The sequence below is a fragment of the Variovorax sp. 05L425 genome (assembly GCF_056397705.1).
In genome coordinates this window covers 118975-145224 of sequence record NZ_JBFTNY010000006.1, presented here as the reverse complement: position 1 = coordinate 145224, position 26250 = coordinate 118975, and the positions used below count along the sequence as shown (strand labels likewise).

27 protein-coding genes are annotated in these 26250 nt (G+C 66.0%); 20 read left to right on the top strand and 7 right to left on the bottom strand.

From position 1 onward, the window contains the following. Positions 1-71 precede the first annotated feature (71 nt). Positions 72-1235 (bottom strand): ABC transporter substrate-binding protein, encoded by a 1164-nt coding sequence (locus tag AC1DN9_RS09460; protein WP_478099413.1) that lies wholly within the window; start codon positions 1233-1235, stop codon positions 72-74. A 115-nt stretch (positions 1236-1350) separates the two neighbouring features. On the opposite strand from AC1DN9_RS09460, the gene AC1DN9_RS09455 reads away from it, so the two are divergent. From AC1DN9_RS09455 to AC1DN9_RS09445, 3 genes are read left to right on the top strand one after another with little or no spacing between them, the layout of a single operon-like run. Next, positions 1351-2433, top strand: coding sequence for a TRAP transporter substrate-binding protein (locus AC1DN9_RS09455; protein WP_478099412.1), 1083 nt, complete (start codon positions 1351-1353; stop codon positions 2431-2433). A gap of 29 nt (positions 2434-2462) precedes the next feature. Then, on the top strand, positions 2463-3752 hold the full coding sequence (locus AC1DN9_RS09450) for an SUMF1/EgtB/PvdO family nonheme iron enzyme (protein WP_478099410.1): 1290 nt from the start codon (positions 2463-2465) through the stop codon (positions 3750-3752). 27 nt (positions 3753-3779) lie between these two features. Further along, positions 3780-4805, top strand: a complete 1026-nt coding sequence (locus AC1DN9_RS09445; RefSeq protein ID WP_478099408.1) for an alcohol dehydrogenase catalytic domain-containing protein — start codon at positions 3780-3782, stop codon at positions 4803-4805. Positions 4806-4820: 15 nt separating this feature from the next. On the opposite strand, the gene AC1DN9_RS09440 is transcribed toward AC1DN9_RS09445, so the two are convergent. Continuing rightward, the gene (locus AC1DN9_RS09440; protein WP_478099586.1) at positions 4821-5921 is read right to left on the bottom strand and encodes a substrate-binding domain-containing protein; all 1101 of its coding nucleotides are present in this window, start codon (positions 5919-5921) and stop codon (positions 4821-4823) included. Positions 5922-6053: 132 nt separating this feature from the next. On the opposite strand from AC1DN9_RS09440, the gene AC1DN9_RS09435 reads away from it, so the two are divergent. From AC1DN9_RS09435 to AC1DN9_RS09425, 3 genes are read left to right on the top strand one after another with little or no spacing between them, the layout of a single operon-like run. Further along, positions 6054-6803, top strand: a complete 750-nt coding sequence (locus tag AC1DN9_RS09435) for an ABC transporter permease (RefSeq protein ID WP_478099406.1) — start codon at positions 6054-6056, stop codon at positions 6801-6803. Then, entirely contained in the window at positions 6800-7504 is a 705-nt protein-coding gene (locus tag AC1DN9_RS09430) for an ABC transporter ATP-binding protein (protein ID WP_478099404.1), read from the top strand. Before AC1DN9_RS09435 ends, AC1DN9_RS09430 begins: the two co-directional genes overlap by 4 nt. Then, on the top strand, positions 7501-8343 hold the full coding sequence (locus tag AC1DN9_RS09425) for an ABC transporter substrate-binding protein (protein WP_478099402.1): 843 nt from the start codon (positions 7501-7503) through the stop codon (positions 8341-8343). Before AC1DN9_RS09430 ends, AC1DN9_RS09425 begins: the two co-directional genes overlap by 4 nt. Before the next feature lie 295 nt (positions 8344-8638). Here AC1DN9_RS09425 and AC1DN9_RS09420 read toward each other — a convergent pair whose 3' ends face one another. After that, complete coding sequence (locus AC1DN9_RS09420) at positions 8639-9100, bottom strand: winged helix-turn-helix transcriptional regulator (RefSeq protein WP_478099400.1); 462 nt, start codon at positions 9098-9100, stop codon at positions 8639-8641. 129 nt (positions 9101-9229) lie between these two features. Between AC1DN9_RS09420 and AC1DN9_RS09415 the strand changes: the two genes are divergently transcribed. The 3 genes from AC1DN9_RS09415 (at position 9230) to AC1DN9_RS09405 (ending at position 11617) form a co-directional block, all read left to right on the top strand. Further along, positions 9230-10540 carry a D-amino acid dehydrogenase gene (locus AC1DN9_RS09415; RefSeq protein ID WP_478099398.1) on the top strand — a complete coding sequence of 437 codons (1311 nt, stop codon included), beginning with the start codon at positions 9230-9232 and terminating at the stop codon, positions 10538-10540. A gap of 37 nt (positions 10541-10577) precedes the next feature. After that, on the top strand, positions 10578-11150 hold the full coding sequence (locus AC1DN9_RS09410; protein WP_478099396.1) for a phosphonate degradation HD-domain oxygenase: 573 nt from the start codon (positions 10578-10580) through the stop codon (positions 11148-11150). An 89-nt stretch (positions 11151-11239) separates the two neighbouring features. Next, on the top strand, positions 11240-11617 hold the full coding sequence (locus AC1DN9_RS09405) for a nuclear transport factor 2 family protein (RefSeq protein ID WP_478099394.1): 378 nt from the start codon (positions 11240-11242) through the stop codon (positions 11615-11617). A 4-nt stretch (positions 11618-11621) separates the two neighbouring features. Here AC1DN9_RS09405 and AC1DN9_RS09400 read toward each other — a convergent pair whose 3' ends face one another. The 3 genes from AC1DN9_RS09400 to AC1DN9_RS09390 all read right to left on the bottom strand — a co-directional run bounded on the left by AC1DN9_RS09400 (position 11622) and on the right by AC1DN9_RS09390 (position 14571). Next, positions 11622-11957, bottom strand: a complete 336-nt coding sequence (locus AC1DN9_RS09400; protein WP_478099392.1) for a thioredoxin family protein — start codon at positions 11955-11957, stop codon at positions 11622-11624. 155 nt (positions 11958-12112) lie between these two features. Next, complete coding sequence (locus AC1DN9_RS09395; protein ID WP_478099390.1) at positions 12113-13273, bottom strand: ABC transporter substrate-binding protein; 1161 nt, start codon at positions 13271-13273, stop codon at positions 12113-12115. Positions 13274-13443: 170 nt separating this feature from the next. Then, positions 13444-14571: a helix-turn-helix domain-containing protein gene (locus AC1DN9_RS09390; RefSeq protein ID WP_478099388.1), complete on the bottom strand. Its 1128-nt coding sequence runs from the start codon at positions 14569-14571 to the stop codon at positions 13444-13446. Between the two features lie 180 nt (positions 14572-14751). Between AC1DN9_RS09390 and AC1DN9_RS09385 the strand changes: the two genes are divergently transcribed. The 7 genes from AC1DN9_RS09385 to AC1DN9_RS09355 are packed head-to-tail and all read left to right on the top strand — an operon-like array spanning position 14752 to position 22324. Beyond that, positions 14752-15246, top strand: a complete 495-nt coding sequence (locus AC1DN9_RS09385) for a (2Fe-2S)-binding protein (protein WP_286508228.1) — start codon at positions 14752-14754, stop codon at positions 15244-15246. A 10-nt stretch (positions 15247-15256) separates the two neighbouring features. Then, complete coding sequence (locus AC1DN9_RS09380; RefSeq protein ID WP_478099385.1) at positions 15257-17692, top strand: xanthine dehydrogenase family protein molybdopterin-binding subunit; 2436 nt, start codon at positions 15257-15259, stop codon at positions 17690-17692. 19 nt (positions 17693-17711) lie between these two features. Continuing rightward, positions 17712-18503, top strand: coding sequence for an FAD binding domain-containing protein (locus tag AC1DN9_RS09375; protein ID WP_478099383.1), 792 nt, complete (start codon positions 17712-17714; stop codon positions 18501-18503). A 9-nt stretch (positions 18504-18512) separates the two neighbouring features. After that, entirely contained in the window at positions 18513-19442 is a 930-nt protein-coding gene (locus AC1DN9_RS09370) for an AAA family ATPase (RefSeq protein WP_478099381.1), read from the top strand. 56 nt (positions 19443-19498) lie between these two features. Further along, positions 19499-20647, top strand: coding sequence for a vWA domain-containing protein (locus AC1DN9_RS09365; protein WP_478099585.1), 1149 nt, complete (start codon positions 19499-19501; stop codon positions 20645-20647). A gap of 40 nt (positions 20648-20687) precedes the next feature. Continuing rightward, a complete protein-coding gene (locus tag AC1DN9_RS09360; RefSeq protein ID WP_478099379.1) occupies positions 20688-21293 on the top strand; it encodes a CoxG family protein in 606 nt (201 codons plus the stop codon). 26 nt (positions 21294-21319) lie between these two features. Then, positions 21320-22324, top strand: a complete 1005-nt coding sequence (locus tag AC1DN9_RS09355) for an XdhC family protein (RefSeq protein ID WP_478099377.1) — start codon at positions 21320-21322, stop codon at positions 22322-22324. 6 nt (positions 22325-22330) lie between these two features. Here AC1DN9_RS09355 and AC1DN9_RS09350 read toward each other — a convergent pair whose 3' ends face one another. Beyond that, positions 22331-22558, bottom strand: a complete 228-nt coding sequence (locus AC1DN9_RS09350) for a hypothetical protein (RefSeq protein WP_478099375.1) — start codon at positions 22556-22558, stop codon at positions 22331-22333. 133 nt (positions 22559-22691) lie between these two features. Here AC1DN9_RS09350 and AC1DN9_RS09345 point away from each other — a divergent pair, with 133 nt between their 5' ends. The 4 genes from AC1DN9_RS09345 (at position 22692) to AC1DN9_RS09330 (ending at position 26077) form a co-directional block, all read left to right on the top strand. Continuing rightward, positions 22692-23690, top strand: coding sequence for a zinc-dependent alcohol dehydrogenase (locus AC1DN9_RS09345; protein WP_478099373.1), 999 nt, complete (start codon positions 22692-22694; stop codon positions 23688-23690). Positions 23691-23718: 28 nt separating this feature from the next. Continuing rightward, positions 23719-24132: a 6-pyruvoyl trahydropterin synthase family protein gene (locus AC1DN9_RS09340; RefSeq protein WP_478099372.1), complete on the top strand. Its 414-nt coding sequence runs from the start codon at positions 23719-23721 to the stop codon at positions 24130-24132. Then, positions 24129-25193 (top strand): glycosyltransferase family 4 protein, encoded by a 1065-nt coding sequence (locus AC1DN9_RS09335; RefSeq protein WP_478099370.1) that lies wholly within the window; start codon positions 24129-24131, stop codon positions 25191-25193. The genes AC1DN9_RS09340 and AC1DN9_RS09335 overlap by 4 nt, the downstream gene beginning before the upstream one ends. A gap of 128 nt (positions 25194-25321) precedes the next feature. Then, complete coding sequence (locus AC1DN9_RS09330) at positions 25322-26077, top strand: hypothetical protein (protein ID WP_478099368.1); 756 nt, start codon at positions 25322-25324, stop codon at positions 26075-26077. Positions 26078-26250: the final 173 nt, after the last annotated feature.

Sequence of the window (26250 nt, the reverse complement as noted above, 5' to 3'; positions counted from 1 at the left end):
CAGGCCGCCGGTGTTGCCCCCGGTAGGGGGTGGGCGCCCGACACGAAGTGCGGGCAACCTGGGGGCGAGCCTTATTTTGTGATTACGAACTCATTGCCCTTCGTCACGCTGACGATAGGCAACTGCTGCGCGTCGTAGCCGGCGGGCTTGCCGGTCTTGTCGTTGGCACGGCGGAACTGGAACGTGCCGGTGGCACCGGTGTGCTTCACGGCGGGCAGCGCATCACGCACGGCGGCGCGGTCGACCGGGAGGTTGCCCGTGACCTTGACGTTCTTCAGTGCCTGAGCGGCGATGTACATCGCGTCGTAGGCCTGCGCTGCGAACTGGTCGGGCGCCGTCTTGTACTTCTCGGTGTAAGCCTTGATGAACTTGGTGTTCTCCGGCGTGGCGTTGCTGGCCGACCAGGGGCTGCCGACGTACAGGTTGTCGGATTGACCCTTGGCCAGTTCGAACACCTTGACCGAGTTCATGCCGTTGCCGCCGATGATCGGCACGTTGAGGCCGAGTTGGCGGGCCTGCACCATGATTGGCGCGCCTTCGGCAAGCAGGGCCGACAGCACGATCGCATCGGCGCCGCTGGCCTTGATCTTCGTCAGCTGGGCCTTGAAGTCGACGTCGCCCTTGGCGAAGGTCTCGGTGGTGGTGACCGGGATCTTCAGGTCGTCGAGCGCCTTCTTGAAGTTGTCGTAGCCGCTCTTGGTGAACACGTCGTCGTTGCCGTAGAGCACGGCGACCTTCTTGATGCCGGCGTTCTTCACGGCGGTCTTGATGGTCTCGGGGAGCACGTCGGCTTCGGTCACCGAATTGCGGAAGATGTGGTCGCCGATCGAGGTGATGCCATCAGCCGTGTTGGAGGTGCCGAAAGCCACCGTCTTGGCGGCCTGGGCGATCGGATCGGCGGCCTGCGCGGAGTTCGACAGTGTCGGGCCGAAGACCATCAGCACCTGATCCTGGAAGATCAGCTTCTTGAAGACGTTGATGGCCTCTTCCTTCTTGCCCTGCTCGTCGGCGACGACGAGCTCGATCTTGTTGCCGTTGATGCCGCCGGCTGCATTGATTTCGGCAGCGGCGAGTTCGAAGCCGTTGCGAATGGCGACGCCGTACTGGGCAGCGCCGCCCGACAGGGCTTCGGCCACGCCGATCTTCAGGTCGGCGGCCTGGGCGGCCGTGCCGAAGGCAAAGGCGGCGAATGCGGCGCCTGCGAGCAGCGAAGTCTTGAACGAGAGATGTCTCATCAGATGGTTCTTTCAGGGAACGGTGGAACGGGGGCGGCTATTTTAGAGGCCGCTGGTAACCAGTTCCTACAATCGGCCTCCCTCTCATTTCATCGTTTTCCTGGAGCCTCGCTCGATGCATCGTCGTTTTCTGATCCAACGTGGCGGCATCGCCGGTGTGCTGGCCGCCGGCATCGCGCCCGCGGTGCATGCGCAAGCCCTCACGCGTTGGCGTCTTGCGTCGAGCTTCGCGCAGCCGTCCGACATCCTGCTCGGGGCTGCCCAGAGCTTCGCCCGGAAGGTCGGCGAGATGAGCGGCGGCAGGTTCCAGATCGACGTTCATGCCGCGGGCGAACTGATGTCGCCGCTCGGTGTGCTCGACGGCGTGGAGCGTGGCGCGATCGAGGCTTGCCACACGTCGGGCGCCTATTTCTTCGGCAAGAACCCTGCCTTCGCGTTGGGCGCGGCGATCCCGTTCGGCATGAACGTACGGCAACTTGCCGCGTGGATGAACGAAGGCAACGGATTGAAGCTCACCCGCGAGTTTCTCGCCGGCTTCAACGCGATCAACTTTCCTTGCGGTAGCGCCGGTGCGCAGCAGCTTGGGTGGTTTCGCAAGGAGATCAGGAGCGTGCAGGACTTCAAGGGGCTGAAAGTCCGCGCCGACGGCTTGGCCGGGCGGGTGATGGCGCGCTTCGGTGCCGCGCCCCAGGATCCTTCGGCCAGCAACGATGTCCGACAGGCGCTGGGCAGCTTTGCCATCGGCGCGGCCATAGGGACCAGCCCATACGACGACCAGAAGCTCGGGCTGCCCAAGGTGGCACGCCACGCCTATTACCCCGGCTGGTGGGCCGGTGCGCTGCAACTCGACCTCCTGGTCAATCAAAAGGCATTCGATGCGCTATCGGCCGAATACAAGGCGATCGTGCGGGCCGCGAGCGCGTCGGTGAATTCGGAGGTCCTCGCGCAGTACGATGCCCGCAACCCTGCGGCGATCAAACAGTTGACCAGTACCGGGGCGTTGCTGAAGCCTTTTCCGCGGCCCGTGCTCGATGCTGCCTTCGAGGCCTCGATGGACGCGTGCAGGGAACTCGATGGGTCGAATCCCGCCTGGAAGAAGATCCACAGCGACTACCGGACATTCCAGAAGGAACAACTCTTCGCAGACCGCTTTTTGGCGTCGCCGTTCGACGTCTACATGCAGTCCGCAAAGCTGTAAGTCGAACCCGGGTGTCGCCATAATGGCAGATGCCTTCGAGCCTGCCGCCCAGTACGCCATTCAGCGCCCCCGGCGCGCACTCGATTGACTCCCCGGCCATGTCCCACGCTGGGCGGGAGTTGCTCTCTCTGGCATTGATCGACGCACGAAACCACACGCTGCATCTTCTGTCGCTGTACGAACAGGCGCTCGGTTCGGCTGACCTCGTGGTGCCTCAGGACGAAAGCATCGATCCTCCGGTCTGGCTGGCGGGTCATATCGGCTGGTTTGCGGAATGGTGGATCGCACGCAACACGCAGCGCGCGTTCGGCGTCGACTGTCCGGTGCGTCCCACGCGGCTGGCTGCGATCGAACCGAATGCCGACGTTTGGTGGAACCCTTCGCAGATCGATTCCGTAGAGCGCTGGTCCGCCGACCTTCCGGATCTGGCGCAGACCAAGGCCTACCTGCTCGAAACGCTGGAAGGCACGCTGGAGTTGCTCGAGCACGCCGCCGAAACCGATGCCGGCCTCTATTTCTACCGGCTCGCGTTGTTCCATGAAGACCTTCGCGGCGAGCAACTGGTCGTGATGGCACAGACGCTCGGCCTGCCGCTGGGCGTCGAATTCCCACCCTCTGCCGTGACCCGGGAGCCGGTGGTGGTCCCGGCGACCTCATGGGAACTCGGACAAGCTGACACGGGCTTCTTCTTCGCGCAGGAAGGCGGCATGCAACGCGTCGAGGTGCCGGAATTCGAGATCGATGCCCAACCCCTGACCTGGAGCCAGTACGTGGAGTTCGTCGACGACGGCGGCTACGACCGGGCCGAGTTCTGGCGCCCCGAGGGCCTGCAATGGCTGGCATCCCAGACCGAAGGCCGACGCGGACCGCGGCACGTCGAGCAAATCGGCGCGGCGCGCCATGGCAGCGGCGGCTCCGTGCTGCGTCAACAATTCGGCAGGACGATGCGTGCGGCCGGCAATCACAGCGTGGTGCACGTGACCTGGTGGGAGGCCGATGCGTGGGCGCGCTGGGCGGGCCGAAGGCTGGCCACCGAAGTCGAATGGGAGATTGCTGCCCACACCGCAACGCGGCGTGGTTTCCGCTGGTCCGACGTCCACGAATGGACTGCGGGCACGCTCCAGCCATGGTCGGGTTTCCGTGCCGATCCGTGGAGCGAAGGCGGCGAGTTCGACCCCCAACCGGCATTCGGCCGCGCGCGCGTGCTGCGCGGCGCATCATTCGCGACGCGGGCACGGATGCGGTCGCCGAAGCGAAGGGGCTTCGCCCTGCCCGGACGTGACGACGGATTCTTCGGTTTCAGGACCTGCGCCATCTGACCCACTTATCTATTGGAGGCTCGCACCATGAAAGCTGCCGTGCTCGGCGAATTCGGCAAACCTCTTGTCATCGAGGACATCCCCGTTCCCGAGCCGCAGCCCGGCGAAGTGCTGATCGAGGTGCTCGCCTGTGGCGTGTGCCACTCCGATCTGCATATCGTCGAAGGCGACCAGGCTGGACTTCGCGCCCACACCAAGCCGCGCGTCGTGCCCGGGCATGAAGCCGTCGGCAAGGTCGTGCGTTGCGGCGATGGCGTGACGGAGCTTCGTGTCGGTGATCGCATCGGCGTCCCATGGCTCTACCGCGCCTGCGGAAAATGCGAGCAGTGCCTGGAAGGCAACGAGAACCTGTGTCGAAAGGGATCGGCAGTGACCGGCATGTCCGTCGATGGCGGCTTTGCGCAGTTCATGTGCGCGAATGCGACCTACGCGGTGCGCATACCGGATGCATTGAGCGACGAGCAGGCCGCCCCGCTGCTTTGTGCCGGCGTGACGAGCTATCGCGCGCTCAAGAAGGCGAATATCGTCCCGAAGCAGCGCGTCGCCGTGCTTGGCGTCGGGGGGCTTGGGCACTTGGCCGTTCAGATCGCGCGTGTCATGGGCGCCGAAGTTTTTGCTCTCGACGTGAGCGACGCGAAGCTCGCCCTGGCCCGCGAGTTGGGTGCGGACCATGCCTTGAATGCTGCCGACCCCGAAGCCTTGGCCTCGATCCGAAAGCGGGGCGGCGCGCACGTAGCTGCCGTCACCTCAGCGGCCCACGTTGCCTACGATGCCGCGATGACCATCCTGCGGCCGGGCGGCACCTTGTGTGTCATCGGCTTGCCTTCGGACCCCCTTCGATTCCACGCCCTGGCGCTGGTCGGCAGCGAAGCCCACATCGTCGGGTCTGCTGTCGGCACGCGCGAGGATCTGCGTGCTGTGCTCGATATGGCAGCCCGGGGCGAATTGCACTGCCGCGTGGAATCGAGCCCGCTTTCGAAAGTCAATGAAGTCTTCGATGCCATGCGCAGCGGCAGCATTCATGGCCGCGTCGTGCTCGATCCGCGTGCCTGACCGCCTCGGTGCCGGTCAGCGTGGCTTCTTCGGCTTGAAGTTCCACCAGGGCAGCAGCGCACTCAGCGATTGCACCTCACCGCTGCTGGCGTTCTCATAGCCGGGCAGCGTGCACAACTGGTGCTGCCATGCCGCCCCGCGCAACACGGTCAGCAGGGCCTGGATGGCCGGCTGGTCGAGCGCCGACCTGAGGCAGGCCAGGTGGTAGCGCTCATGCACCAGCGGGACAAAGCCGAGCCCCGCGCCGCGGGCCGCCGATTCGATGCCGAGCCCCGCGTCTGCCTGGCCCGCCGCGATGGCGTGTGCCACGGCAGTGTGCGACGGTTCGCAGTTGGCATAGCCGTCGATCGATTCGGGCCTGAGTCCATCCCGTGCGAGCAGTTCGTCGAGCAGCACGCGCGTGCCCGTGCCGAGCGGCCGGTTCACATAGCGCACGGGCCGCTCGGTCACGTCGGCGAGGCGGCTCAGTCCCAACGGGTTGCCGGACGCGACGATCAATCCCTGCGCGCGTCGGGCGAAGCCGATGATCTTGTGCAGTCCCGGTTTCAGCAGCGGCTTGTAGGTGCGCTGCGCGAGCGAGCCGATCGGCGGGTGCTCCAGCGTGTGGAAGCCCGCCATCACGCAGCGCCCCTGGTTGAGTGCGCTGATCGCGTCCACGCTCCCGGTAAAGCGGATGTCGAGTTGCAGGCGTGCCTTCGCGGCAGCGTGGCCGCGCAGCATGACGAGCGCGTCGTCATGGCTCGCGTGCAGACTGAGCACGTGCGTGCTCTCGTCGAAAGCGAGCGCGAAGGCGCGTTCGAGATCGGCGTGCAAGGCCTCGATCTGCGGCGCCAGCCGCGCCTGCGCCTGGCGTTCGGCCCACAGCAGCTTGTCGCCGAACTCGGACAGTTGCGCCGAACGACCCTGGTCGCCAGTCACCAGCGGATGGTCGAGCAATTGCTCCCAGCGTTTCAGTTCGCCCCACACGTGCCGGTATGACAAACCCAGCGCGCGCGCAGCCGCCGAGATCGAACCCTGCTCGCGCACCGCATGGAGAAGCTCCATGAGCGGGTTGCGGATCAGGGCGCGGCCGCTTCGGCGCGGTGCGATGGCATAGGAGATTTCGATCTGGTGCAAGGGGATGATGGGCTTGAGCGGCAAGTGCGCGAAGGATTATGCAAATGCGGTCCTGAACCTATGCAATGAATTGCATAAGTTGATCGGGGCTGCTTGGGACATACTGCCCCGCGTTTCAGTTTCGCGCCATGCATGAACACTTTCACCGATAGCGTCGCCGCAGCAGGACATCTCGTCGTTTCGGGGGATCCTGTGTTGCTGGCCATCGTCGGACGGTCGCTGGCGGTCAGCGCCTTGGCCTGCTTGCTGGCCTGCGCCCTCGGGCTGGTCCTGGGCGCGTGGCTGGCGGTCACGCGCTTTCCGGGGCGGGGGCTCTTGCTCACGTTGCTCAACACATTGCTGGCGCTGCCTTCGGTGGTGGTGGGGCTCGTGATCTACCTGCTGCTGTCCCGATCGGGGCCACTGGGCTTCCTGGGCTGGCTCTTCAGCTTCAAGGCGATGGTGCTCGCGCAGACGATCCTCGTCCTGCCGGTCGTGACGGCCCTGACGCGCCAGGCCATCGAGGATGCCGACCGAGCGCACGGCGAGCAACTGCGCTCTTTGGGCGCGGGCCCTTTCGCACGGGCGCTCCTGCTCGTGGGGGACGAGCGCTATGCCCTGGTGACGGTGGTCATCGCAGCCTTCGGCCGCGCCGTCTCGGAAGTCGGCGCCGTGATGATCGTCGGCGGCAACATCGACGGCTTCACGCGCGTGATGACCACTGCGATCGCGCTGGAAACAAGCAAGGGCGACCTGCCGCTCGCGTTGGCGCTCGGCTTCGTCCTGCTGGGGGTGGTGCTGGTGCTCAACCTTGCCATTGCTGCGCTGCGCGGTTGGCGAGAGCGCGTGGACGGCGGCGTGGTCGAGGCGGCAGCGGCCCGCCACCTGGAGGTTGCCTCGTGAACTGGCGCCCGGACGAACCGCTCTTCAGCCTGCACGGCATCGACGTCCGCTTCGGGCGTGTCGAAGCGCTGGTCGGGGCCACGCTGTCGATCCATGCGGGCGAACGCGTCGCGCTGATCGGCGCCAACGGCAGCGGCAAGAGCACCTTGCTGCGCGTGCTGCACGGGCTGGTGCCACATGCGAAAGGCGCCTTCGTCAGCAGGGCGCCGCTCCGCATGCAGGCCATGCTGTTCCAGCGGCCGCACATGCTGCGCGCGAGCGTGCGCAACAACGTGGCGCTGGCACTCTGGCTGCGCGGCGCACCGTGGCGCAATGCGCAACGCGAGGCGACGGTGGCGTTGTGCCGGGTCGGGCTGGCCGATCTCGTCGATCGCAACGCGCGCACGCTGTCGGGCGGGCAGCAGCAGCGCATGGCATTGGCGCGCGCATGGGCGATGAAGCCCGAGGTGCTGCTGCTCGACGAACCGACCGCCAGCCTCGATCCGACCGCCAAGCGCGATGTCGAGGCACTGATCGCCGATGCGGCCAAGGGCCGCACGCTGGTGTTCGCGAGCCACAACCTCGGCCAGGTCAAGCGGCTCGCAAGCCGTGTCGTTTACCTGGAGCATGGGCGTGTGCTGGCCGATCTGCCCGTCGACGATTTCTTCGGCGGGCCGCTGCCCGATGAAGCCCGCTTGTTTGTCAAAGGAGAGTTGGTATGAAGTTTTTCAATCTGCCCAAGGGTGCCTGCAAGGCCGCTGGAGCGATTGTTCTGGCGGCGACCGCGTGGGTCTCGCACGCGGAGACCATCACCATGGCGTCGACCACGTCGACCGAGCAGTCGGGCCTGTTCTCGCACCTGCTGCCGGCGTTCAAGCAGGCGACCCACATCGACATCAAGGTGGTCGCGGTCGGCACCGGCCAGGCGATCGACATGGCCAAGCGTGGCGATGCCGACGTGCTGTTCGTGCACGACACGGCGGCCGAGGAGAAGTTCGTCGCCGAAGGTTTCGCGGCCAAGCGCTTTCCGGTCATGTACAACGACTTCATCCTCGTGGGCCCGAAGGACGACCCCGCAGGCGTGAAGGGCAAGGACATCGTCGCTGCGCTCAAGAAGATCGCCGCCACCAACGCACCCTTCGTCTCGCGCGGCGACAAGAGCGGCACCGACGCGGCGGAGCGCCGCCTGTGGACGCAGACCGGCATCGCCGAGGCCGGCCAGCCGGTGCCCAACGACAAGAAGGGCACGGGCTACAAGGAATGCGGCTGCGGCATGGGGCCGGCGCTCAACATGGCCGCATCCGCCGGCGCCTATGTGCTCGCCGATCGCGGCACCTGGCTGAGCTTCAAGAACCGGGCGGATCTCTCGGTGCTGGTCGAGGGCGACAAGCGCCTGTTCAATCAGTACGGCGTGATGGTCGTGAGTCCGGCGAAGTTTCCGCAGCTCAACAGCGCGGGCGCCCAGAAATTCGTGGACTGGGTGATCTCGCCGGCCGGACAGTCGACCATCGCGGCCTACAAGATCAACGGTGAACAGTTGTTCTTCCCGAATGCTGATTGAGCTCGCCCCAGGTTGTTGCTCGCCCCCAGGTTGCCCGCACTTCGTGTCGGGCGCCCACCCCCTGCCGGGGGCGCCGCCGACGGCCCGGCAAAGCCGGTTCCGTGGCGGCCCCCGATCGGGCGCGCTGCGCGCAGCCGTGAGTGCTCAGCACCGCTTCTCGGCCGGCGAAGCCAGGCCCGTTGGTGAAACACCGCGGAACCGGCTTTGCCGGGCCGCTGGTGTTGCCCCCGGCAGGGGGTGGGCGCCCGACACGAAGTGCGGGCAACCTGGGGGCGAGCAACAACCTGGGGGCGAGTCACATGGGAACGTAGAGGCTCTCTTTCACTTCTTCCATCACGACGTAGCTGCGTGATTCGGCGGTCACAGGCAGTTTCTTGAGCAGGCTGCCCAGCAGGTCGCGATAGTCGCTCATGGCGCGCAGCCGTGCCTTGATGAGGTAGTCGAAGCCGCCCGATACCAGGTGGCATTCCATCACCTCGGGCACGAGGAGCAGTTCCTGTCGTACCTTGTCGAACACGTCGCCGGACTTCGACGACAGGGTGACTTCCACGAACACCAGGAGTGTCTTCCCGATGGCTTGGGGATTCACGCGGGCGTAATAGCCGGTGATCACGCCCTCGCGCTCCATGCGGCGGACGCGCTCGGAGCAAGGGGAGGTCGACAGGCCGATCTGCTCGGCCAGATCGGTCATCGAAATGCGGCCCTGACGCTGCAGGATTTCGAGAATTTTCTTGTCCGTACGGTCGAGTTCGATCATTTCACTCCTTCAGGCCCGCTGGATGCCAAATGACAGCGAAAAGCACTGTCAAGAGGCCGAATTTCAGCGGAGTTTATGGCACATGAAGGAATACGCTTAGCGCCTGTCCTGCATGGAAGGGTTTTTGCGATGAAAGTGATCGTTCTGGGTGGCGGTGTCATCGGTGTCACAACCGCTTATTACCTGGCGCGCGCCGGCGCCGAGGTGACCCTTGTCGATCGCCAGAGTGGCCCCGCGCAGGAAACCAGCTTTGCCAATGCCGGACAGGTCTCGCCCGGCTATTCCACGCCGTGGGCGGCGCCCGGCATTCCATTCAAGGCGCTGAAATGGATGTTCCAGAAGCACGCGCCGCTGTCGATCCAGCCCGATGGCTCGCTGTTCCAACTGCGCTGGATGGCAGCCATGCTGAAGAACTGCTCGCCCGAACGCTACGCCGTCAACAAGGAACGGATGATGCGCGTGGCCGAGTACAGCCGCGATTGCCTGCGCGAGTTGCGCGCTGCAACCGGCGTGCGCTATGAACATCGCACCCAGGGCACGCTGCAACTGTTTCGCACGCAGGCGCAGCTCGATGCCGTACAGCGCGACGTGGCCGTGCTCGAAGAATGCGGCGTGCCCTATCAATTGCTCGATCGCAGCCAACTCGCAACCGTCGAGCCGGCGCTGGCCCGCACGGGCGATCTCCTGGCGGGTGGCCTTCGTCTGCCGAACGATGAAACCGGTGACTGCAATCTCTTCACCCAAGGACTGGCCGACGTCGCGCGGGGCCTGGGTGTGAATTTCCGCTTCGACCAAGCCGTCGAAGGGCTCATCACCGAAGGTGGACGCATCACCGGCGTGCGCCTGGGAGGGTCCAAGCCCGAGGTCCTGACGGCCGACCGCTACGTGCTCGCCTTCGGCAGCTATTCGCGTGACTTCATCGCACCGCTCGGACTCGACATCCCGGTGTACCCGGTCAAGGGCTATTCGCTGACCGTGCCGCTGGTCGATCCGTCGCTGGCGCCGCAGTCCACCGTGCTCGACGAGACCTACAAGGTCGCGGTCACGCGCTTCGACGATCGCATCCGTGTTGGCGGGATGGCAGAGCTGGGCGGCTTCGATCTTCGGCTGAATCCGCATCGGCGCGAGACGCTGGAGCGCGTGATCACCGATCTCTTTCCTTGCGGCGACCTGCCGCGCGCCACCTTCTGGACCGGCCTCCGGCCGATGACGCCCGACAGCACGCCGATCATCGGCGGCACGCCCTACGGCAACCTGTTCCTCAACACCGGCCACGGCACGCTGGGCTGGACCATGGCCTGCGGCTCCGGCAAGGTCGTGGCCGACCAGGTGATGGGCCGTCGTCCGGACATTCGCACCGACGGGCTGTCGGTCGATCGCTACCTCGCGCCCAACACGCGCGGTGGCCGCATTGCGCAACCTGCCGGCGTGCCCGCCTGACACGGCGCTGTTACCGAAACCAGGTACAAAGAGGCGCATGAGCCTCAGCATTCCCGACATCGTCGGCCTGTTCGAATCCAAGGGCCATGCCCAGTACGACGGCGAGCCGGTGACGCAGCTGCAGCATGCCTTGCAGTCCGCCCATCTGGCCGAGCAGGCCGGTTCCGATAGCGCCTTGATCACAGGGGCGCTGCTTCATGACCTGGGGCATCTTCTGCACGACTTCGGCGGCACGCCGACCCAGCAGGGGCTGGACGATCTGCATCAGTTTCGTTGCTTGCCTTTTCTTCGCGCGCTTTTCAGTCCGGCAACACTGGAGCCGATCCGGCTGCACGTGGACGCCAAGCGCTTCCTGTGTGCGAGGGTCGAGGGCTATCACGCGTCGCTCTCAGCCGATTCGCAGCGCAGCCTGGTGCTTCAGGGCGGCATCTTCGATGACGTACAGGCGCAAGCCTTCGAGGCGCTGCCGTATTCAGGCGACGCGGTGCGCCTGCGGCGCTGGGACGACGCTGCCAAGTCGGCGGATGCCGAAGTCCCTCCGTTGGCGCATTTCGTCCACCACATGGAAATCTGCTCGACCGAACATCGAAGTGCGCGCCTTCGCACATGACCTCCCAGGTCATCGACCGGCTGCGCCGTCGCGGCGACCATTCGTTCACCCCGCGCTGTTGCGGGTGTTGAACACAGAAAGGAATCGCCATGAACACCGCTACCCCCGACGCCCAGCATGTGGCCGAGAACTACATCGCCGTGTGGAATGAAACCGACGAATCGCGCCGGCTGAAGTTGCTCGAGACGCATTGGACTGACGATGCACGCTACATCGATCCGATCGCGCAAGGCAGTGGCCGCGCGCAGATCAGCGCCTTGGTCGGCGTGGTGCATCAGAACTACCCGGGCTTTCGTTTCGCGCTCAAGGGCCGCGCGGACGGGCACGGCGATCACCTGCGCTTTTCGTGGACGCTCGGGCCGAACGGCGCGGCGGATCTGATCGAAGGCACGGACTTCGTGCGGCTCGAAGCGGGCAAGCTGCAGACGGTCACCGGCTTCCTGGACAAGGTGCCGGCAGCCGCTTGAGCGGCTAGAGACTGGTGCCGGCCGCCTGTTCGAGTTCGCGCCGGATCGCGGCGGCGTTTTCGGGGCGCACCAAGCGGGCGACTTCCTTGCCTTGCTGCATGAAGATCAATGTCGGCCACAACTTGACGCGGAACGAACGGCCAAGGGGCCGTCCGCTGCCGTCCTCGATCTTGAGATGGCGCGTGGGCGGCGCGCCGGACAAGGCTTCGGAAATAAGGGGCTGCGCCGCCTTGCAGAAGCCGCACCAGTCGGTGCCGAATTCGACCAACGTGAGGCCAGGGAGTGCGTCGACTTCAGCGCGTGAAGGTGCGACGGTCGCGTAGCGAGGGTTCATTCGCATGATTCTGCTTGAGCACCCGTATTTCCGCTGGTGAAGCGGCGCCCGTTCGTGAAACACCGCGGAACCGGCTCCGCCGGGCCGCCGGTGTTGCCCCCTGCAAGGGGGTGGGCGGCTACACGAAGTGAGCCAACCTGGGGGTTAGCTCAACATAGGGGTTAGCTCAACAGCCTTCCGTTGGCGCTGATCACGGCCACATCGACGAATTGGCTGCCTTCGCGGTTGCTTCGGCCGAAGTTGATCTTCACGCCGCCGAGGTCGTAACCCTCGATGTGCTCCAGTCCCGAGATCACCGCAGCGCGCGTCGGCGACGGGCCCGCTCGGCGAAGGCCTTCGGCCAGCACGGCGGCGTCCATGTAGCCCTCGAGGCTCGGCAGCGAAAACTCCTTGGAGCCGTTGGCCAGCATGTCGGCCTGATAGCGGCGGACGATCTCGAACTTGGTCGCAAAGGGAGAGGGCACCACCATCGCGAAACCCAGTCCGTGCGCGAGGTCGCCCATCGCGCCCAAGGAGCCCGCCGTGATCGACAGGCCATAGGCGCTGCTCTTGCCGCCGGCGGCACGCAATGCGCGCACAAAGGCGGGCGCAGTGCCCGCCAGGCCGATGATGACGATTTGCGGCGACGCTTCGGCGATCTGTTTGGCTGCGGGCTCGACTTCCATGCTGGTCGTGCTCGGCGTACTGGCGATCACGGCCGGTTCAATCTTGGCTTTGGCCAAGGCCGACTTGAAACCCGCCAGCAGAGATTGGCCCAGCGGATCGTTCGAATACACAAGGCCGATGCGCGACTGGCCGAGCACGGCCGCCGTGGCGACGAGCTTGTCGATCTCCTGGTCGTAGTTGGCGCGCACCCAGAAGGTGTTCGGCGCCGCTTTCTTGCGCAGCGACACGGTGCCCGTGTTGGGACCGACAACCGCCATGCCGGGAACGGCGTCGCTCACTTCCGCCGTCTGGCGCGTGCCCAGCGGATGCACCATGGCAAGCACCGAACTGTCGGCAGCGAAGGCGAGGGCGTTGGCCTTGGCGTTCTCGGGTTTGAACTGGTCGTCGGCCATGAGCAGTTCGACCTTCGTGCCGTTGATGCCGCCCGCCCGGTTGATCCCGTTGAAATAAGCGCTCGAGCCGAGGAACAGCCCCGTGCCGTTGGCCTTTTCGACACTGCTGTTGTCGAAAGTCGCGCCGATCCGTATGGCTCTGGCTTGTGCGAATGCGGGCAGGCCCAGGCTGGCGGCAACCGCGGCGCCGGTCAGGCGGCCAAGGACTTGGCGTCTCGTCGGTTTTCGCGACAAGGAAAAGGTACGGCCCTCGGATGCGCTCATGATCAACGTCCCAGTCATGCCGCCGGGTGGCGTGCAATTGTTTTAACAACTGCTGACAATAGCAACTAAATGTAATGCAGTCACTATCCGGGCGGTCTGAAGACGCGCGGTGTGTGGCAAACGGCACGAACGCCGCAAGTGGCGCGGCGTGCACGCGCCTTGTCGGCTATTCAGCCTGCGCGGCGGCTGCGCGGCAGCTTGCGGTATACGGTCGCGCGACTGATGCCGAGTGCACGAGCCGCTTCCGCGACATTGCCGCGTGCTTCGTCAACCGCCTTGCGAATCAGCGCCGTCTCCACATCCCGCAACCGGGGCCGACTCGACCCCGTGACGGCATGGACCGTGGTTGCGCCGGTCAGCTGGGCCCGAGCCTGCACGCGCAATCCGGACCAGAGCGGCACTTCGAGCATGGCGTCGCCGCGCCGCGCCGCATCGAAAAGCATCTGCGGCGGCAGCGCGAAGAGGTCGTTGCAGTTCATGACCGGGCCGGACGACAGCGGCTGATGCAGCATGTGGCGCGCAGCGGCGTTGGCGCCGGTCACATTGCCGTCGGCATCGATGCACAAGAGGCCTTCGGTGTCGGCGCCCGGCGCGCAACCCGGCCAGCCGATGTGCAGCAGCAACTCGCAGGGCTGGCGCTGCAGCAGCGCGTTCTCGATGCTGCGCGCGGAAAGCGCCGCCAGATGCCGGAGTTCGGGGCGCTCGACCACCTGGACGCCGGTCAGGTCCAGCATGCCGATGCATTCGCCCTGGGGGCCGAACAGCGGCGCGCCCGCGCAGGTGTAGATGCTGGTGTCTTCGAAGAAGTGTTCGCCGCGATGCAGCCAGACAGTCTCGCGTTCCGCCAGCGCGGCGCCGATCGCCGTGGTGCCGACTGCGCGTTCCGACAGGTCGACGCCGACGCGCGCGATGTTGCGGACATGGCGGGCTGCTGCGTCGCTGCCGCCGGGCAGGTTGCCGACGTCGACCACGATGCCATCGGCATCGGTGAGGATCGCGAAGTAGCGCGTGTCCGCGATGGCGCGCGACAGGCGGTCCAGCACGGGCCGCGCCGCGGCAACCAGCGCGCGGTTGCGCTCGGCCACGTGCCGCGCGCTGGGCGCCGAGACCGGGTCGAAACTGACGCGCTCCCGGGGTTGGTGTCCGGCGTCCAGGCAGCGTTGCCACGAACGCGCCAGCCACGGTTCGATGCGAGCGGCCTGCGAATCGGAAACGGGCTCGCCATCGATCCACTCGCGTCGCGCCTGGGCGATGGAAAGGGAACGCTCTGGCGCGGGCGAAGCGGTTTGGACGGTCATCGTGTGGGTCGGGCCTGAATCGGCCCTTGTTCGGGCTTCGCCAAAGGGCGAGCTGTTTCATTTTGAGAATTTCAAGGAGAACCTGCAAGCGCCTAGGGTTTTGCCTAGGGTGACGGTCAGGTCGGGCGTCCAAGATTCAATGGCCGAAAACAGCCATCACCTTCCAACGGAGACAGCCAAATGCAGGTTCCATTCACGGTCAACGGCCGCGAGGTCACGGTCGACGCACCCCCCAATACCTTCCTCGTCCAGGCGATCCGCGAGCACCTTCATCTGACCGGCACGCACGTCGGTTGCGACACCGCGCAGTGCGGCGCGTGCACGGTCCATGTCAACGGGCGCGCGGTCAAGTCGTGCAACGTGCTGGTCGCGCAGGTGGCCGGTGCCGAGATCACGACCATCGAGGGCATCGCCCAACCCGACGGCACGATGCATCCGATGCAGGCAGCCTTCAAGGAATGCCACGGGCTGCAATGCGGCTTCTGCACGCCGGGCATGGTGATGAGCGCCATCGACCTGTGCACGCACCATCCCAAGTCGAGCGAGACGGAGATCCGCGAGCTGCTCGACGGCAATCTCTGCCGTTGCACCGGCTACCAGAACATCGTCAAGGCGGTCCAGATGGGCGGCGAGGCGATGGCCGCCGCGCCCGCCAAAGCAACCGCCACGGCCTGAGGAGAACGACATGGGTGCATCCGACTTCTCCAGCCTGCCGCACATCGGTGAGGCACTGCGGCGCAAGGAAGACTATCGCTTCCTTACCGGCGCGGGCCAATACACCGATGACGTGACGATGGCCAACCAGGCCCACGCCGTGTTCCTGCGTTCGCCGCACGCGCACGCGAAGATCAAGTCCATCGACACCGCGGCGGCGTCGAAGATGCCCGGCGTCGTCGGCATCTTCAGCGGCAAGGACATCGACGGCAAGATGGGCGGCCTGCCCTGCGGCTGGCTCATCAACAACCCCGACGGCACGCCGATGAAGGAGCCGCCGCATCCGATCCTCGCGATCGGCAAGGTGCGCTACGTCGGCGACCACGTCGCGATGGTGGTGGCCGAGACGGTCGAGCAGGCGAAGAATGCTGCCGAGGCCATCGTGGTCGACTACGAGGAGCTGCCCGCGCTTGTCAGCGTGGCCGACGCCGCGAAGAAGCAGAGCGGTGTGACCATTCACGAGCAGGCGCCCGACAACCAGTGCTACAAATGGGCGATCGGCGACAAGGCGGGGGTCGACGCAGCGTTTGCCACCGCGGCGCACGTCACCAAGCTCGACCTCGTCAACAACCGGCTGGTGCCCAATCCCATCGAGCCGCGCGTCGCCATCGGCAGCTACAGCCGCGCGAACGAGGAGTACACGCTCTACGTCGCCAACCAGAATCCGCACGTCGAGCGGCTGCTGATGACCGCCTTCGTGCTCGGTCTGCCCGAGCACAAGGTGCGCGTGATTGCGCCCGACGTGGGCGGCGGCTTCGGCTCCAAGATCTATCTCTATGCCGAGGACGTGTGCCTCACCTGGGCCGCGAAGCAGCTCAATCGCAGCATCAAGTGGACCGGCGAACGTTCGGAGTGCTTCCTGTCCGATGCGCACGGCCGCGATCACGTCAGCCACGCCGAGATGGCGATGGATGCGCAAGGCAAGTTCCTCGCGCTGCGCGTGCACACCAATGCGAATCTCGGCGCCTACCTGTCGACCTTCTCGACGGCGGTGCCGACCATCCTCTACGCCACCCTGCTCGCGGGGCAATACACCACGCCGCAGATCTACGTGGAGGTCGACACGTGGTTCACCAACACGTCGCCGGTCGATGCCTACCGCGGCGCCGGCCGACCGGAGGCGACCTACCTGCTCGAACGCCTGGTATCGCGCTGCGCATGGGAAATGAACCTGGGCCAGGACGAGATTCGCAAGCGCAACTTCATCACCACCTTTCCTTACCAGACGCCGGTGGCGCTGCAGTACGACACGGGCGATTTCCATGCTTGCATGGACAAGGCCAAAACGCTGGCCGATGTCGCCGGTTACGCGCAGCGCAAGTCCGCCAGCGAAGCGAAGGGCAAGCTGCGCGGCATCGGCTACTCCAGCTACATCGAGGCCTGCGGCATTGCGCCGTCGAACATTGCGGGTGCGCTCGGCGCGCGTGCGGGGCTGTTCGAGTGCGGCGAGATCCGCGTGCATCCCACCGGCAGCGTGACGGTCTTCACCGGTTCGCACAGCCATGGGCAGGGTCATGAGACCACCTTCGCGCAGGTCGTTGCGGCGCGGCTGGGCATCGCCGTCGAGGCGGTCGACGTGGTGCATGGCGATACCGGACGCGTGCCCTTCGGCATGGGCACCTACGGTTCGCGCTCGATCTCCGTCGGCGGCGCCGCGATCATGAAGGCGCTCGACAAGATCGAGACCAAGGCCAAGAAGATCGCGGCCCACCTGATGGAAGCGAGCGATGCCGACATCGAGTTCGCCAACGGCGAGTTCACCGTCAAGGGCACCGACAAGAAGATCCCGTTCGGGCAGGTTGCATTGACGGCCTACGTGCCGCACAACTATCCGCTGGACAAGCTCGAACCGGGACTGAACGAGACCGCGTTCTACGACCCGACCAACTTCACTTTCCCCGGCGGAACCTACATCTGTGAGGTCGAGATCGACAAGCAGACCGGCGAGGTCAAGATCGATCGCTTCACCGCGGTCGACGACTTCGGCACCATCATCAATCCGATGATCGTCGAAGGGCAGGTGCTGGGCGGACTGGTGCAGGGCATCGGCCAGGCGCTGATGGAAAACTGCGTCTACGACAACGAATCCGGCCAGCTGCTCACCGGCAGCTTCATGGACTACGCGATGCCGCGCGCGGACGACTTCCCGATGTTCAAGCTCGACACGGTGAGCACGCCTTGCACGCACAACCCATTGGGCACCAAGGGCTGCGGCGAGGCCGGTGCGATCGGCTCACCACCGGCGGTGATCAACGCCGTGCTCGACGCGCTGGCGCCGCTCGGCGTCAAGGACTTCGACATGCCGGCGTCGCCGCACCGGGTCTGGGAAGCGATGCAGAAGGGAAGCGTGAGCCCCGCGCAGCAGCCCTCGCTGGCCGCCAGTACCCAAGGTCGTCCGGCCCCCTGAACACAGAAGGAAAAACACCATGTACGCCTTCACCCTCGAACGCCCCACCACCCTGGCGGATGCCGTCAAGCTCGCCGCTGCGGGCGCTACGCCGCTGGCCGGCGGGCAGACGCTGCTCGCCTCGATGAAGCTGCGCCTGTCCGCCCCCGAGCAGCTCGCCGACCTCAGCGGCATCAAGGAGCTCACCGGCATCAGCAAGGCGGGCAACGCCTTCGTGATCGGCTCGATGTCGCGTCATCTGGACGTGGCCAACAACGCCGACATCCAGGCCGCCTTCCCGGCGCTGGCGTGGCTGGCGGCGCACATCGGCGACCGACAAGTGCGCGCGATGGGCACCATCGGCGGTTCGGTCGCCAACAACGACCCGGCAGCCTGCTATCCGAGCGCGGTGCTGGCCACGGGCGCGACTGTCGTCACCACGCAGCGCGAGATTGCCGCGGACGACTTCTTCCAGGGCCTCTTCACCACCGCGTTGACGGACGGCGAACTGATCAAGGCGATCCGCTTCCCTATCCCGAAGCGGGCGGCCTATGAAAAGCTGCGCCAGAAGGCATCGAACTTCCCGCTCGTCGGCGTCTTCGTCGCGCAGTTTGACGACGGCGTGCGCGTGGCCGTCACCGGCGCGGGCAATGGCGTGTTCCGCCACACGGGGCTCGAACAGGCGCTGACGAAGAGCTTCACGCCCGAAGCGGCGGCCGGCGTGAAGATCGACGCGAGCGATCTCAACAGCGATCTGCACGCCTCGGCGGCCTACCGTGCGAACCTCATTGGCGTTCTCACGCAGCGGGCGGTCGCGAAGGCGCTCGGATAAGCTTTCGCGATGACCGACATCACGCCTGCGACGACCTCACCGTTCCCCACCATCGACGCGGTCGTGCAGGCGCTCCAGGGCGCCGGGTATTACGCGGATCGGCGGCTTGCGACGGCGGTGTTCCTGGCCCTGCGGCTCCAGCGTCCGCTGCTGCTGGAAGGCGAGCCCGGTGTCGGCAAGACCGAGTTGGCCAAGGCCCTGTCGACGGCGCTGCAGCGCGAACTGCTGCGCCTGCAGTGCTACGACGGTCTCGAGCAGCGCGAGGCGCTCTATGAATGGAACTACGCAGCGCAGTTGCTGCACATGCGCGCGGCCGAGGCGCAGGGCATTTCGACCGATGTCGAGTCCGAGGTTTACCAGCCGCGTTACCTGATCCGCCGGCCACTGCTGCAGGCGCTGCAGGCACCGGCACCCGGCGCGGTCCTGCTGGTCGACGAGGTCGATCGTGCGGATGAGCCCTTCGAGGCCTTCCTGCTCGAATACCTTGGCGAATACCAGGTCAGCATTCCCGAACTGGGCACCGTGCGCGCCCTGGTATCGCCGGTCACGATCCTGACCAGTAACCGCACGCGCGAGCTCAACGACGCGGTCAAGCGGCGCTGTCTCTATCACTGGCTCGACTATCCCGAGCGGGAACGCGAACTGGCCATTGTGCGGGCGCAGGTGCCGCAAGCCGGTGCGTTGCTCTCCGAGCAGGTGGCTGCCTTTGTGGCCCGCCTGCGCAGCGCGCCGTTCGCAAGCGCCTTCCAGCGGGGCCCGGGCATCGCCGAAAGCGTGGAATGGGCCAAGGCGCTGGTTGCGCTCGACACCATCGAGCTCGATCCCGAGATCGTGGTCGACACCGCCGGCATCCTCTTCAAACAGCGCGACGATGTGGCCGCGCTGACGCATGAGCTTGCATCGGATCTTCTCAAGCCCCAGGAGGAGGCGGCACCTTGAGCGACGGTACGGTTCACCAGCTTGGCGACGCGCGTCGGGGCAAGCTGGCGGGCAACATGCTGGGCTTCGGCCGTGCATTGCGTCGTGCCGGCGTGCGCACCGATTCCATGCGCATTGCGCTCGCCGCCGAAGCGGCCACGCTGGTGGGCGTGGAGAACCGGCTTGATCTCGCTGCCGCGATGGAATCCGTGATGATCAGCCGCGAAGAAGACCGCCTGGTGTTCCGCGAACTGTTCGACGCCTGGTTCCGCGATCCTGAACTGGCCAACAAGCTGCTGGCGCAGATGCTGCCGAGTGCGGAGGGCAAGGCCGAGCCTTCCAAGCGTCGGCCGCGCGTTCGCGAGGCGCTCGCAGCGCCTCGCGATTCGGCACGTTCCGCGCAGAACGATCGCGAAGTCGACTTCGACGCCGCCATGACCGCGAGCGACCGGGTGCGCGTCCACCATGCCGACTTCAATGCGCTGGGGGCTGCGGAATACCGGCTCGTCGAGCGCCTCGCGCGCGACATCGCGCTGCCGATCCCGACGCTGCCCGCTCGTCGGCTGCGCGTGACCGGCGACGCCGGCGCTCATTCGCGCATGCATTGGCCCGGCGTGCTGCATGAGGCGGCGCGCACCGGCGGAGAGATTCTTCGGCTGCCGCGATGGGCGCGGCGCAAGCAGCCCTTGCCGCTGCTGGTGCTGGTCGACGTGTCGGGCTCGATGGAGCGCTACGCCAGGCTGCTCCTTGCCTTCCTTCACGCGGCGACTCGGCGCTCGGGTCGGCGCGACGTCTTCGCGTTCGGCACCCACCTGACCGATCTGACCCCGGCCTTCCGCATCGCCGACACCGATTCGATGCTGGCCGCGGCGAGCGAGGCCATCGACGACTTCGCCGGTGGCACGCGCCTGGGCGAATCACTTGGCGAACTGCGGCGCCGTCACGCGCGCCGACTGACCGGTCGCCGCACGCTGGTCCTGGTGATCAGCGACGGCCTCGACACCGGTGAGCCCGAAACCCTGGAGAGCGAACTGCTGTGGCTCAAGCGCCATTCGCGACGCGTGCTGTGGTTGAACCCGCTGATGCGTTACGAGGGCTACGCTCCCCTTGCGCGCGGTGCGGCCATGTTGCACCGCCATGCGGACGCGATGCTCGCGGTCCACAATCTCAGTGCACTTGAACAACTGGCCGCGAGCCTCGCCGCCTTGATGCGGTCCGGCCGATAGTCGTCGCGACCGCCGCCCCACACCCTAAGGAAGAATCACCATGGAAATGCTCGGCAACCGCAAGCTCGGCATCACGCAACAGCAAGCCTGGGAAGCGCTCAACGATCCCGAGACGCTGAAGAAATGCATCCCCGGCTGCGACAAGTTCGAGCTGACCGGCGACAACCAGTACGCCGTGGGGTTGGCCGTCAAGGTCGGCCCGGTGTCGGCCAAGTTCAACGGCAAGGTCACGCTGGCGGACATCATGGCGCCCGACAGCTACAAGCTCTCGTTCGAAGGGCAGGGCGGCGTGGCCGGCTTCGCCAAGGGGTCGTCCAGTGTCTCGCTCAAGCCGGTGGCCGACAACGGCGAAGGCTGCGAACTCGACTACACGGTGCAGGCGCAGGTGGGCGGCAAGATCGCGCAGCTGGGTCAGCGCCTGATCGACGGTGCCGCCAAGTCGACCGCCGACGATTTCTTCAAGCGCTTCGAGGCCGAGATGCAGAGCCGCTTCGGGCCGCCGCCCGCCGAAGTTCCGGCAGCGGACGCGGACGCACCCCCGGCTGAAGAAAAGAAGGGCGCAATGGCCGGGTTCATGAAGAAGCTCGGCTTCGGCAAGAAGTCCGAGAAGGACGCTGACGAACCCGAAGAAAAACCGGCCGACTGACGCGATCCGAAAAGCGAGACACGAACATGGAAAACCTCGATGTCATGGTGCTGCGCACGCTGCGCGACTGGCGACTGGCTGGCCGCCGCGCGATGCTTTCGACCGTGGTCCGCACCTGGGGCTCATCGCCGCGCCCCGTAGGATCGATCATGGCGCTGGCCGAAGACGGCGCCGTCGTCGGCTCGGTATCGGGCGGCTGCATCGAAGACGACCTGATCGCGCGCTACAGCCGCGCGCACGGCGACGGCGTCATGCCCACCGGCGCGCCTTCGCTCGTCAAGTACGGCATCACCGCCGACGAAGCGCATCGCTTCGGCCTGCCTTGTGGCGGCACGCTCGAACTGCTGCTCGAATACGACCCGGATCCGGATTCGCTCGAAACGCTTGTGGCCGCGCTGGAGCAAGGGCGCCTGATGCAGCGCACCGTGTCGCTGGCCGATGGCTCCGTCAAGCTGGCTGAAGCAGCGTCGCCGGCCGAGCTCTCGGTGAGCGACACCGAACTGGTCAATACGTTCGGCCCCGAATACCGGATGCTGCTGATCGGCGCCGGCCAGCTTGCCGAATACCTCGCCACGATGGCGAAGTTCAGCGGCTTCGCGGTGACGCTGTGCGATCCGCGCGCCGAATACCGCACCGGCTGGACCTTGCCGGGCGTGACGATCACCACCGAGATGCCCGACGACGCGGTGACCGCCTTCAGGCCCGATCGCCGCACCTGCGTCGTCGCGCTCACGCACGATCCCAAGCTGGACGATCTGGCCCTGCTCGAGGCGCTGCAGAGCGAAGCCTTCTACGTTGGCGCGATCGGCTCGCGCCGCAATGCCGAAGCACGGCGAGATCGCATGATCGAGCACTTCGACCAGACCCCGGCCTCGCTGGCGCGGCTGCGCGGGCCAATCGGCATCTACATCGGCAGCAAGACGCCGCCGGAGATCGCGGTCAGCGTGATGGCGGAGATCCTCGCGGTCAAGAATGCGGTGGCGTTGCCGCGCGAAGCGGCTGTCGCGGTGGCGAAGGCGGCGGTGGCGTAGCCGGAGTCAGTGCTTGCTGTGTTCGAACAGGCCGGCCAGGAAAGTGGTGTTCCGGCCCATCGCCTTTCGCATCTTTCGCGATTCCCCGGCTTCGGTCTTGTCGGTGGAGAACACTAGAAATGCGGCGACCAGCGCGGCGCACACCGCCAATGCGATGAGCAATCCCGTCCACGAACCGAAGTAGTACGCGACGGCAATGACTGCGATGTTGGCGAGAAAGGCGAGGGCGCGCATGACTGTGCAGGCTATCAGAGATTCGCGGGCGCAAGCGAAGAAAACGACTTCGGAGAAACACTGACTTTCACTCGATCTCCGGTTCGTCGACGCCTGCCGCGGGCAGCGAGGGCATCGACTTAAGATCGCCCCCATGCCAGCACATCCGTCACGCGTGGATTCCGCTGAGGCTCGGGCCTGTTGGATCGAGGCGCCGGGCCGCGCGGCGATCCGAGACGCGGCATGCGGTATGCCGGCCGCCGGCGAAGTGCGGGTTCGCTCACTGCACAGCGGCATCAGTCGCGGCACCGAGATGCTGGTGTTTCGCGGCGAGGTGCCGGAGTCCGAGTTCGACCGGATGCGCGCCCCTTTCCAGGAAGGCGACTTTCCCGCCCCGGTCAAGTACGGCTACGCCAGCGTCGGCATCGTGGAGGATGGGCCGGACGCGCTGCGGGGTCGTCACGTCTTCTGCCTCCATCCGCATCAGACTCACTACATCGTGCCGGCCGATGCCGTGCACCCTCTGCCGAATGACGTGCCTCCCGAGCGCGCGGTGCTCGCAGCCTGCCTGGAAACTGCCGTCAACACGCTGTGGGACGCTGCGCCACGCGTCGGTGACCGGATCGCCGTCGTGGGCGGCGGAGTCGTCGGCCTGCTCGTCGCCTGGCTCGCCGGCCGCATGCCCGGCTGTGTGGTCGAACTGATCGACACGCTGCCATCGCGCCGCTCGATCGCCGAAGCGCTGGGCGTCACCTTTGCGAGCCCGCAGGACGCGAGCACCGACGCCGACCTCGTCGTGCATGCGAGCGGTCGTGCGCAAGGCCTGGTCACCGCGTTGCGGTTGGCGGCTTTCGAGGCGACCGTGATCGAACTGAGCTGGTACGGGCGGCGCGAAGTGACGCTTCCGCTCGGCGAAGCCTTTCATTCGCGGCGACTGACCCTCAGGAGTTCGCAAGTGGGTCACGTGGCGGCGGCCCAGCGCGCGCGATGGAGCCGCGGGCGCCGGCTCGGCCTTGCGCTGTCGCTGCTGCGCGATCCCGCATTGGATGCGCTGATCACCGACACCGCCGCGTTCGACGAACTGCCTGCCGTGCTGGCCCGCTTGTCGGCAGGTTCGCCGGACACCCTGTGCCAGCGTATCGACTACGCCTGAAACTTCACACCACTTCAGAAGGGCCCGCATGTACAGCGTCAACGTCCGTGATCACTTCATGATCGCCCACAGCTTTCGCGGCGATGTGTTCGGCCCAGCGCAGCGCTTGCATGGCGCGACCTACGTCGTCGACGTCGAATTGCGCCGCGCGGAACTGGATGCCGACGGCGTGGTGGTCGACATCGCCCTGGCGACGGAGGTGCTGCGTACCGTGCTGGGCGAACTCAATCTGCGCAATCTCGACGACGATCCTGCATTCGAGGGGCGGAACACCACCACCGAATTCATGGCGCGGGTGATCTTCGACCGCGTTGCCGCGCGCATCGGAAACGGCGAACTCGGGCCCCACGCGAGCGGGTTGTCGTCGCTGCGCGTGAAGCTCCACGAATCGCACGTGGCCTGGGCGGCCTACGAGGGCGCACTGCCGGCGCGCGCGAGTTGACCGCGCATTGCAGCTTTCTCGTGCCGGGCGACCTGGGTACGCGCACGGGCGGCTACACCTATGACCGACGCATCATCGACGGGCTCAGTGCCGAGCGGTGGCGTGTCGATGTCCTCTCGCTGGGCGAGGGATGGCCCGTGCCTGATGCGGCGGCGCGGGCATCGGCGCGGCGAGTGGTCGAAGGGTTGCCGGACGGTGCATTGGCCGTGGTCGATGGACTGGCATTCGGCGCCATGCCCGAATTGGCGGCCGAACATGCACGGCGCATTCGATGGATCGCGCTGGTGCATCACCCGCTGTCGTTGGAGACAGGCCTTGCGGATGACATGCGGCGTACCTTGTTCGAGAGCGAGCGCCAGGCCCTCGCGATGGCGAGCGGCGTGATCGTGACAAGCCCGTCCACTGGACGTGCGCTGGCTGCCTACGGCGTCGCGGCCTCGCGCATCGCAGTGATCGAACCGGGGACCGAGCGGGCATTGCCGGCTACGGGATCGGGTTCCGAAGTCTTGAGCCTCCTTTGCGTCGCGACGGTCACGCCGCGCAAGGGCCACAGTTTGTTGGTCGAAGCCCTCGCTGGATTGCTGGATCGACGCTGGACCCTGCATTGCGCCGGCAGCCTTGCGATGGACCCGGAGTGCACGGCAACACTCTCGGCCTCCATCGAACGCCACGGCATGCGCGAGCGCGTCGTCCTCCATGGCGAGCAGGACGAAGACGCCTTGAGGGCGCTCTATGCATCGGCGGACGCGTTTGTTCTGCCGTCGTTTCACGAGGGCTACGGCATGGCCTTGGCTGTTGCGCTCGCACATGGTCTGCCGGTGATCAGCACGCGAGCCGGCGCCATCCCGGATACCGTGCCCGCCGAAGCGGGCGTGCTGGTTCCGCCCGGCGATGGCGTGGCATTGCGCGAAGCCTTGCGGCGCTTGATGGATGACTCCGTCTGGCGCAGTCAATTGGCTGTTGGCGCGCGCGCGGCCGGCCGCTTGCTGCCGACCTGGCCGGACAGCGCCGCTCGATTTGCATCGGCGCTCGCGCGCTTCCAGGGGATGGGCCCTGCATGACAGGTTTCGGCGCCGATTGGCTCGCGCTGCGCGAACCCTTTGATCAGGCGGCGCGTACGGCCGCGGCGCCATCGCTTGACCTGCCTGCACTCGCAAGCCGTCTGCGCGGCGACGATTCGACGCTCACCGTGATCGACCTGGCTTGCGGCACCGGGGCCAACCTCCGCGAACTGGCTCCGCGCTTGCGGGGGCCCCAGCGCTGGCTGCTCGTTGACCACGATCCGCTGTTGCTGGATGCATTGCCTGCCGTGTTGGCTGCCTGGGCGCAAAAGCTTGGTTTCTGGCTCCGGCCGGGCGAAAGCGGCCTTCGCATCGATGGGCCGGATTGGTCGGCGGAGATTCAACTGCTGCGCATCGACCTCGCGCTGGCACTCGACACGGTCCCTTTTGCGGACGCCCGGCTTGTTACCGCGTCAGCGCTTCTCGATCTCGTATCGATGGGATGGCTCGATGCGCTGATTGGACATGTGCAGTCCGTCAGCGCGGCGGCGCTGTTTGCCCTCAGTGTCGATGGCCGCATGGCGTGGGTGCCGCCTGTTCCCGGAGACGAAGAAATCCATCAGCTATTCGTGTCGCATCAGCACAGAGACAAGGGCTTTGGCCCGGCAATGGGCATTGACGCCGTGCAATTCGCCGCCGAGCGCTTCGCCGCAGCGGGTTTCGATGTCATCCAGACCGCAAGCGACTGGCACATCGACGGAAGCGACAGCGCGAAGGCCGCGGCGATGTTCACCGCAATGGTCGATGGCATGGCCAGTGCGGCGCTCGAACAGGCGCCGTTGGCCGACATGCTGGTGAGCGAATGGAGAAGACAGCGGCTGGGATCGACGGGCCAGAATTGTTTGAGCGTGGGGCACCGCGAGCTTCTTGCGGTGCCTTCGTGAGCGAGTTATTTCAATCGATTGATCACTCTCGATTTATTAATCGGGACGAATTCCTATGGTCCCTGAGAATGATCTGATTTCCATGGCGAGTTCGCCGATGGGCGCTGGGCGACTCGTAAAATCCTTTTCGCTGTCACAGCAAGGCATCAATAGGGCTGCGGATCTCGGGAGAA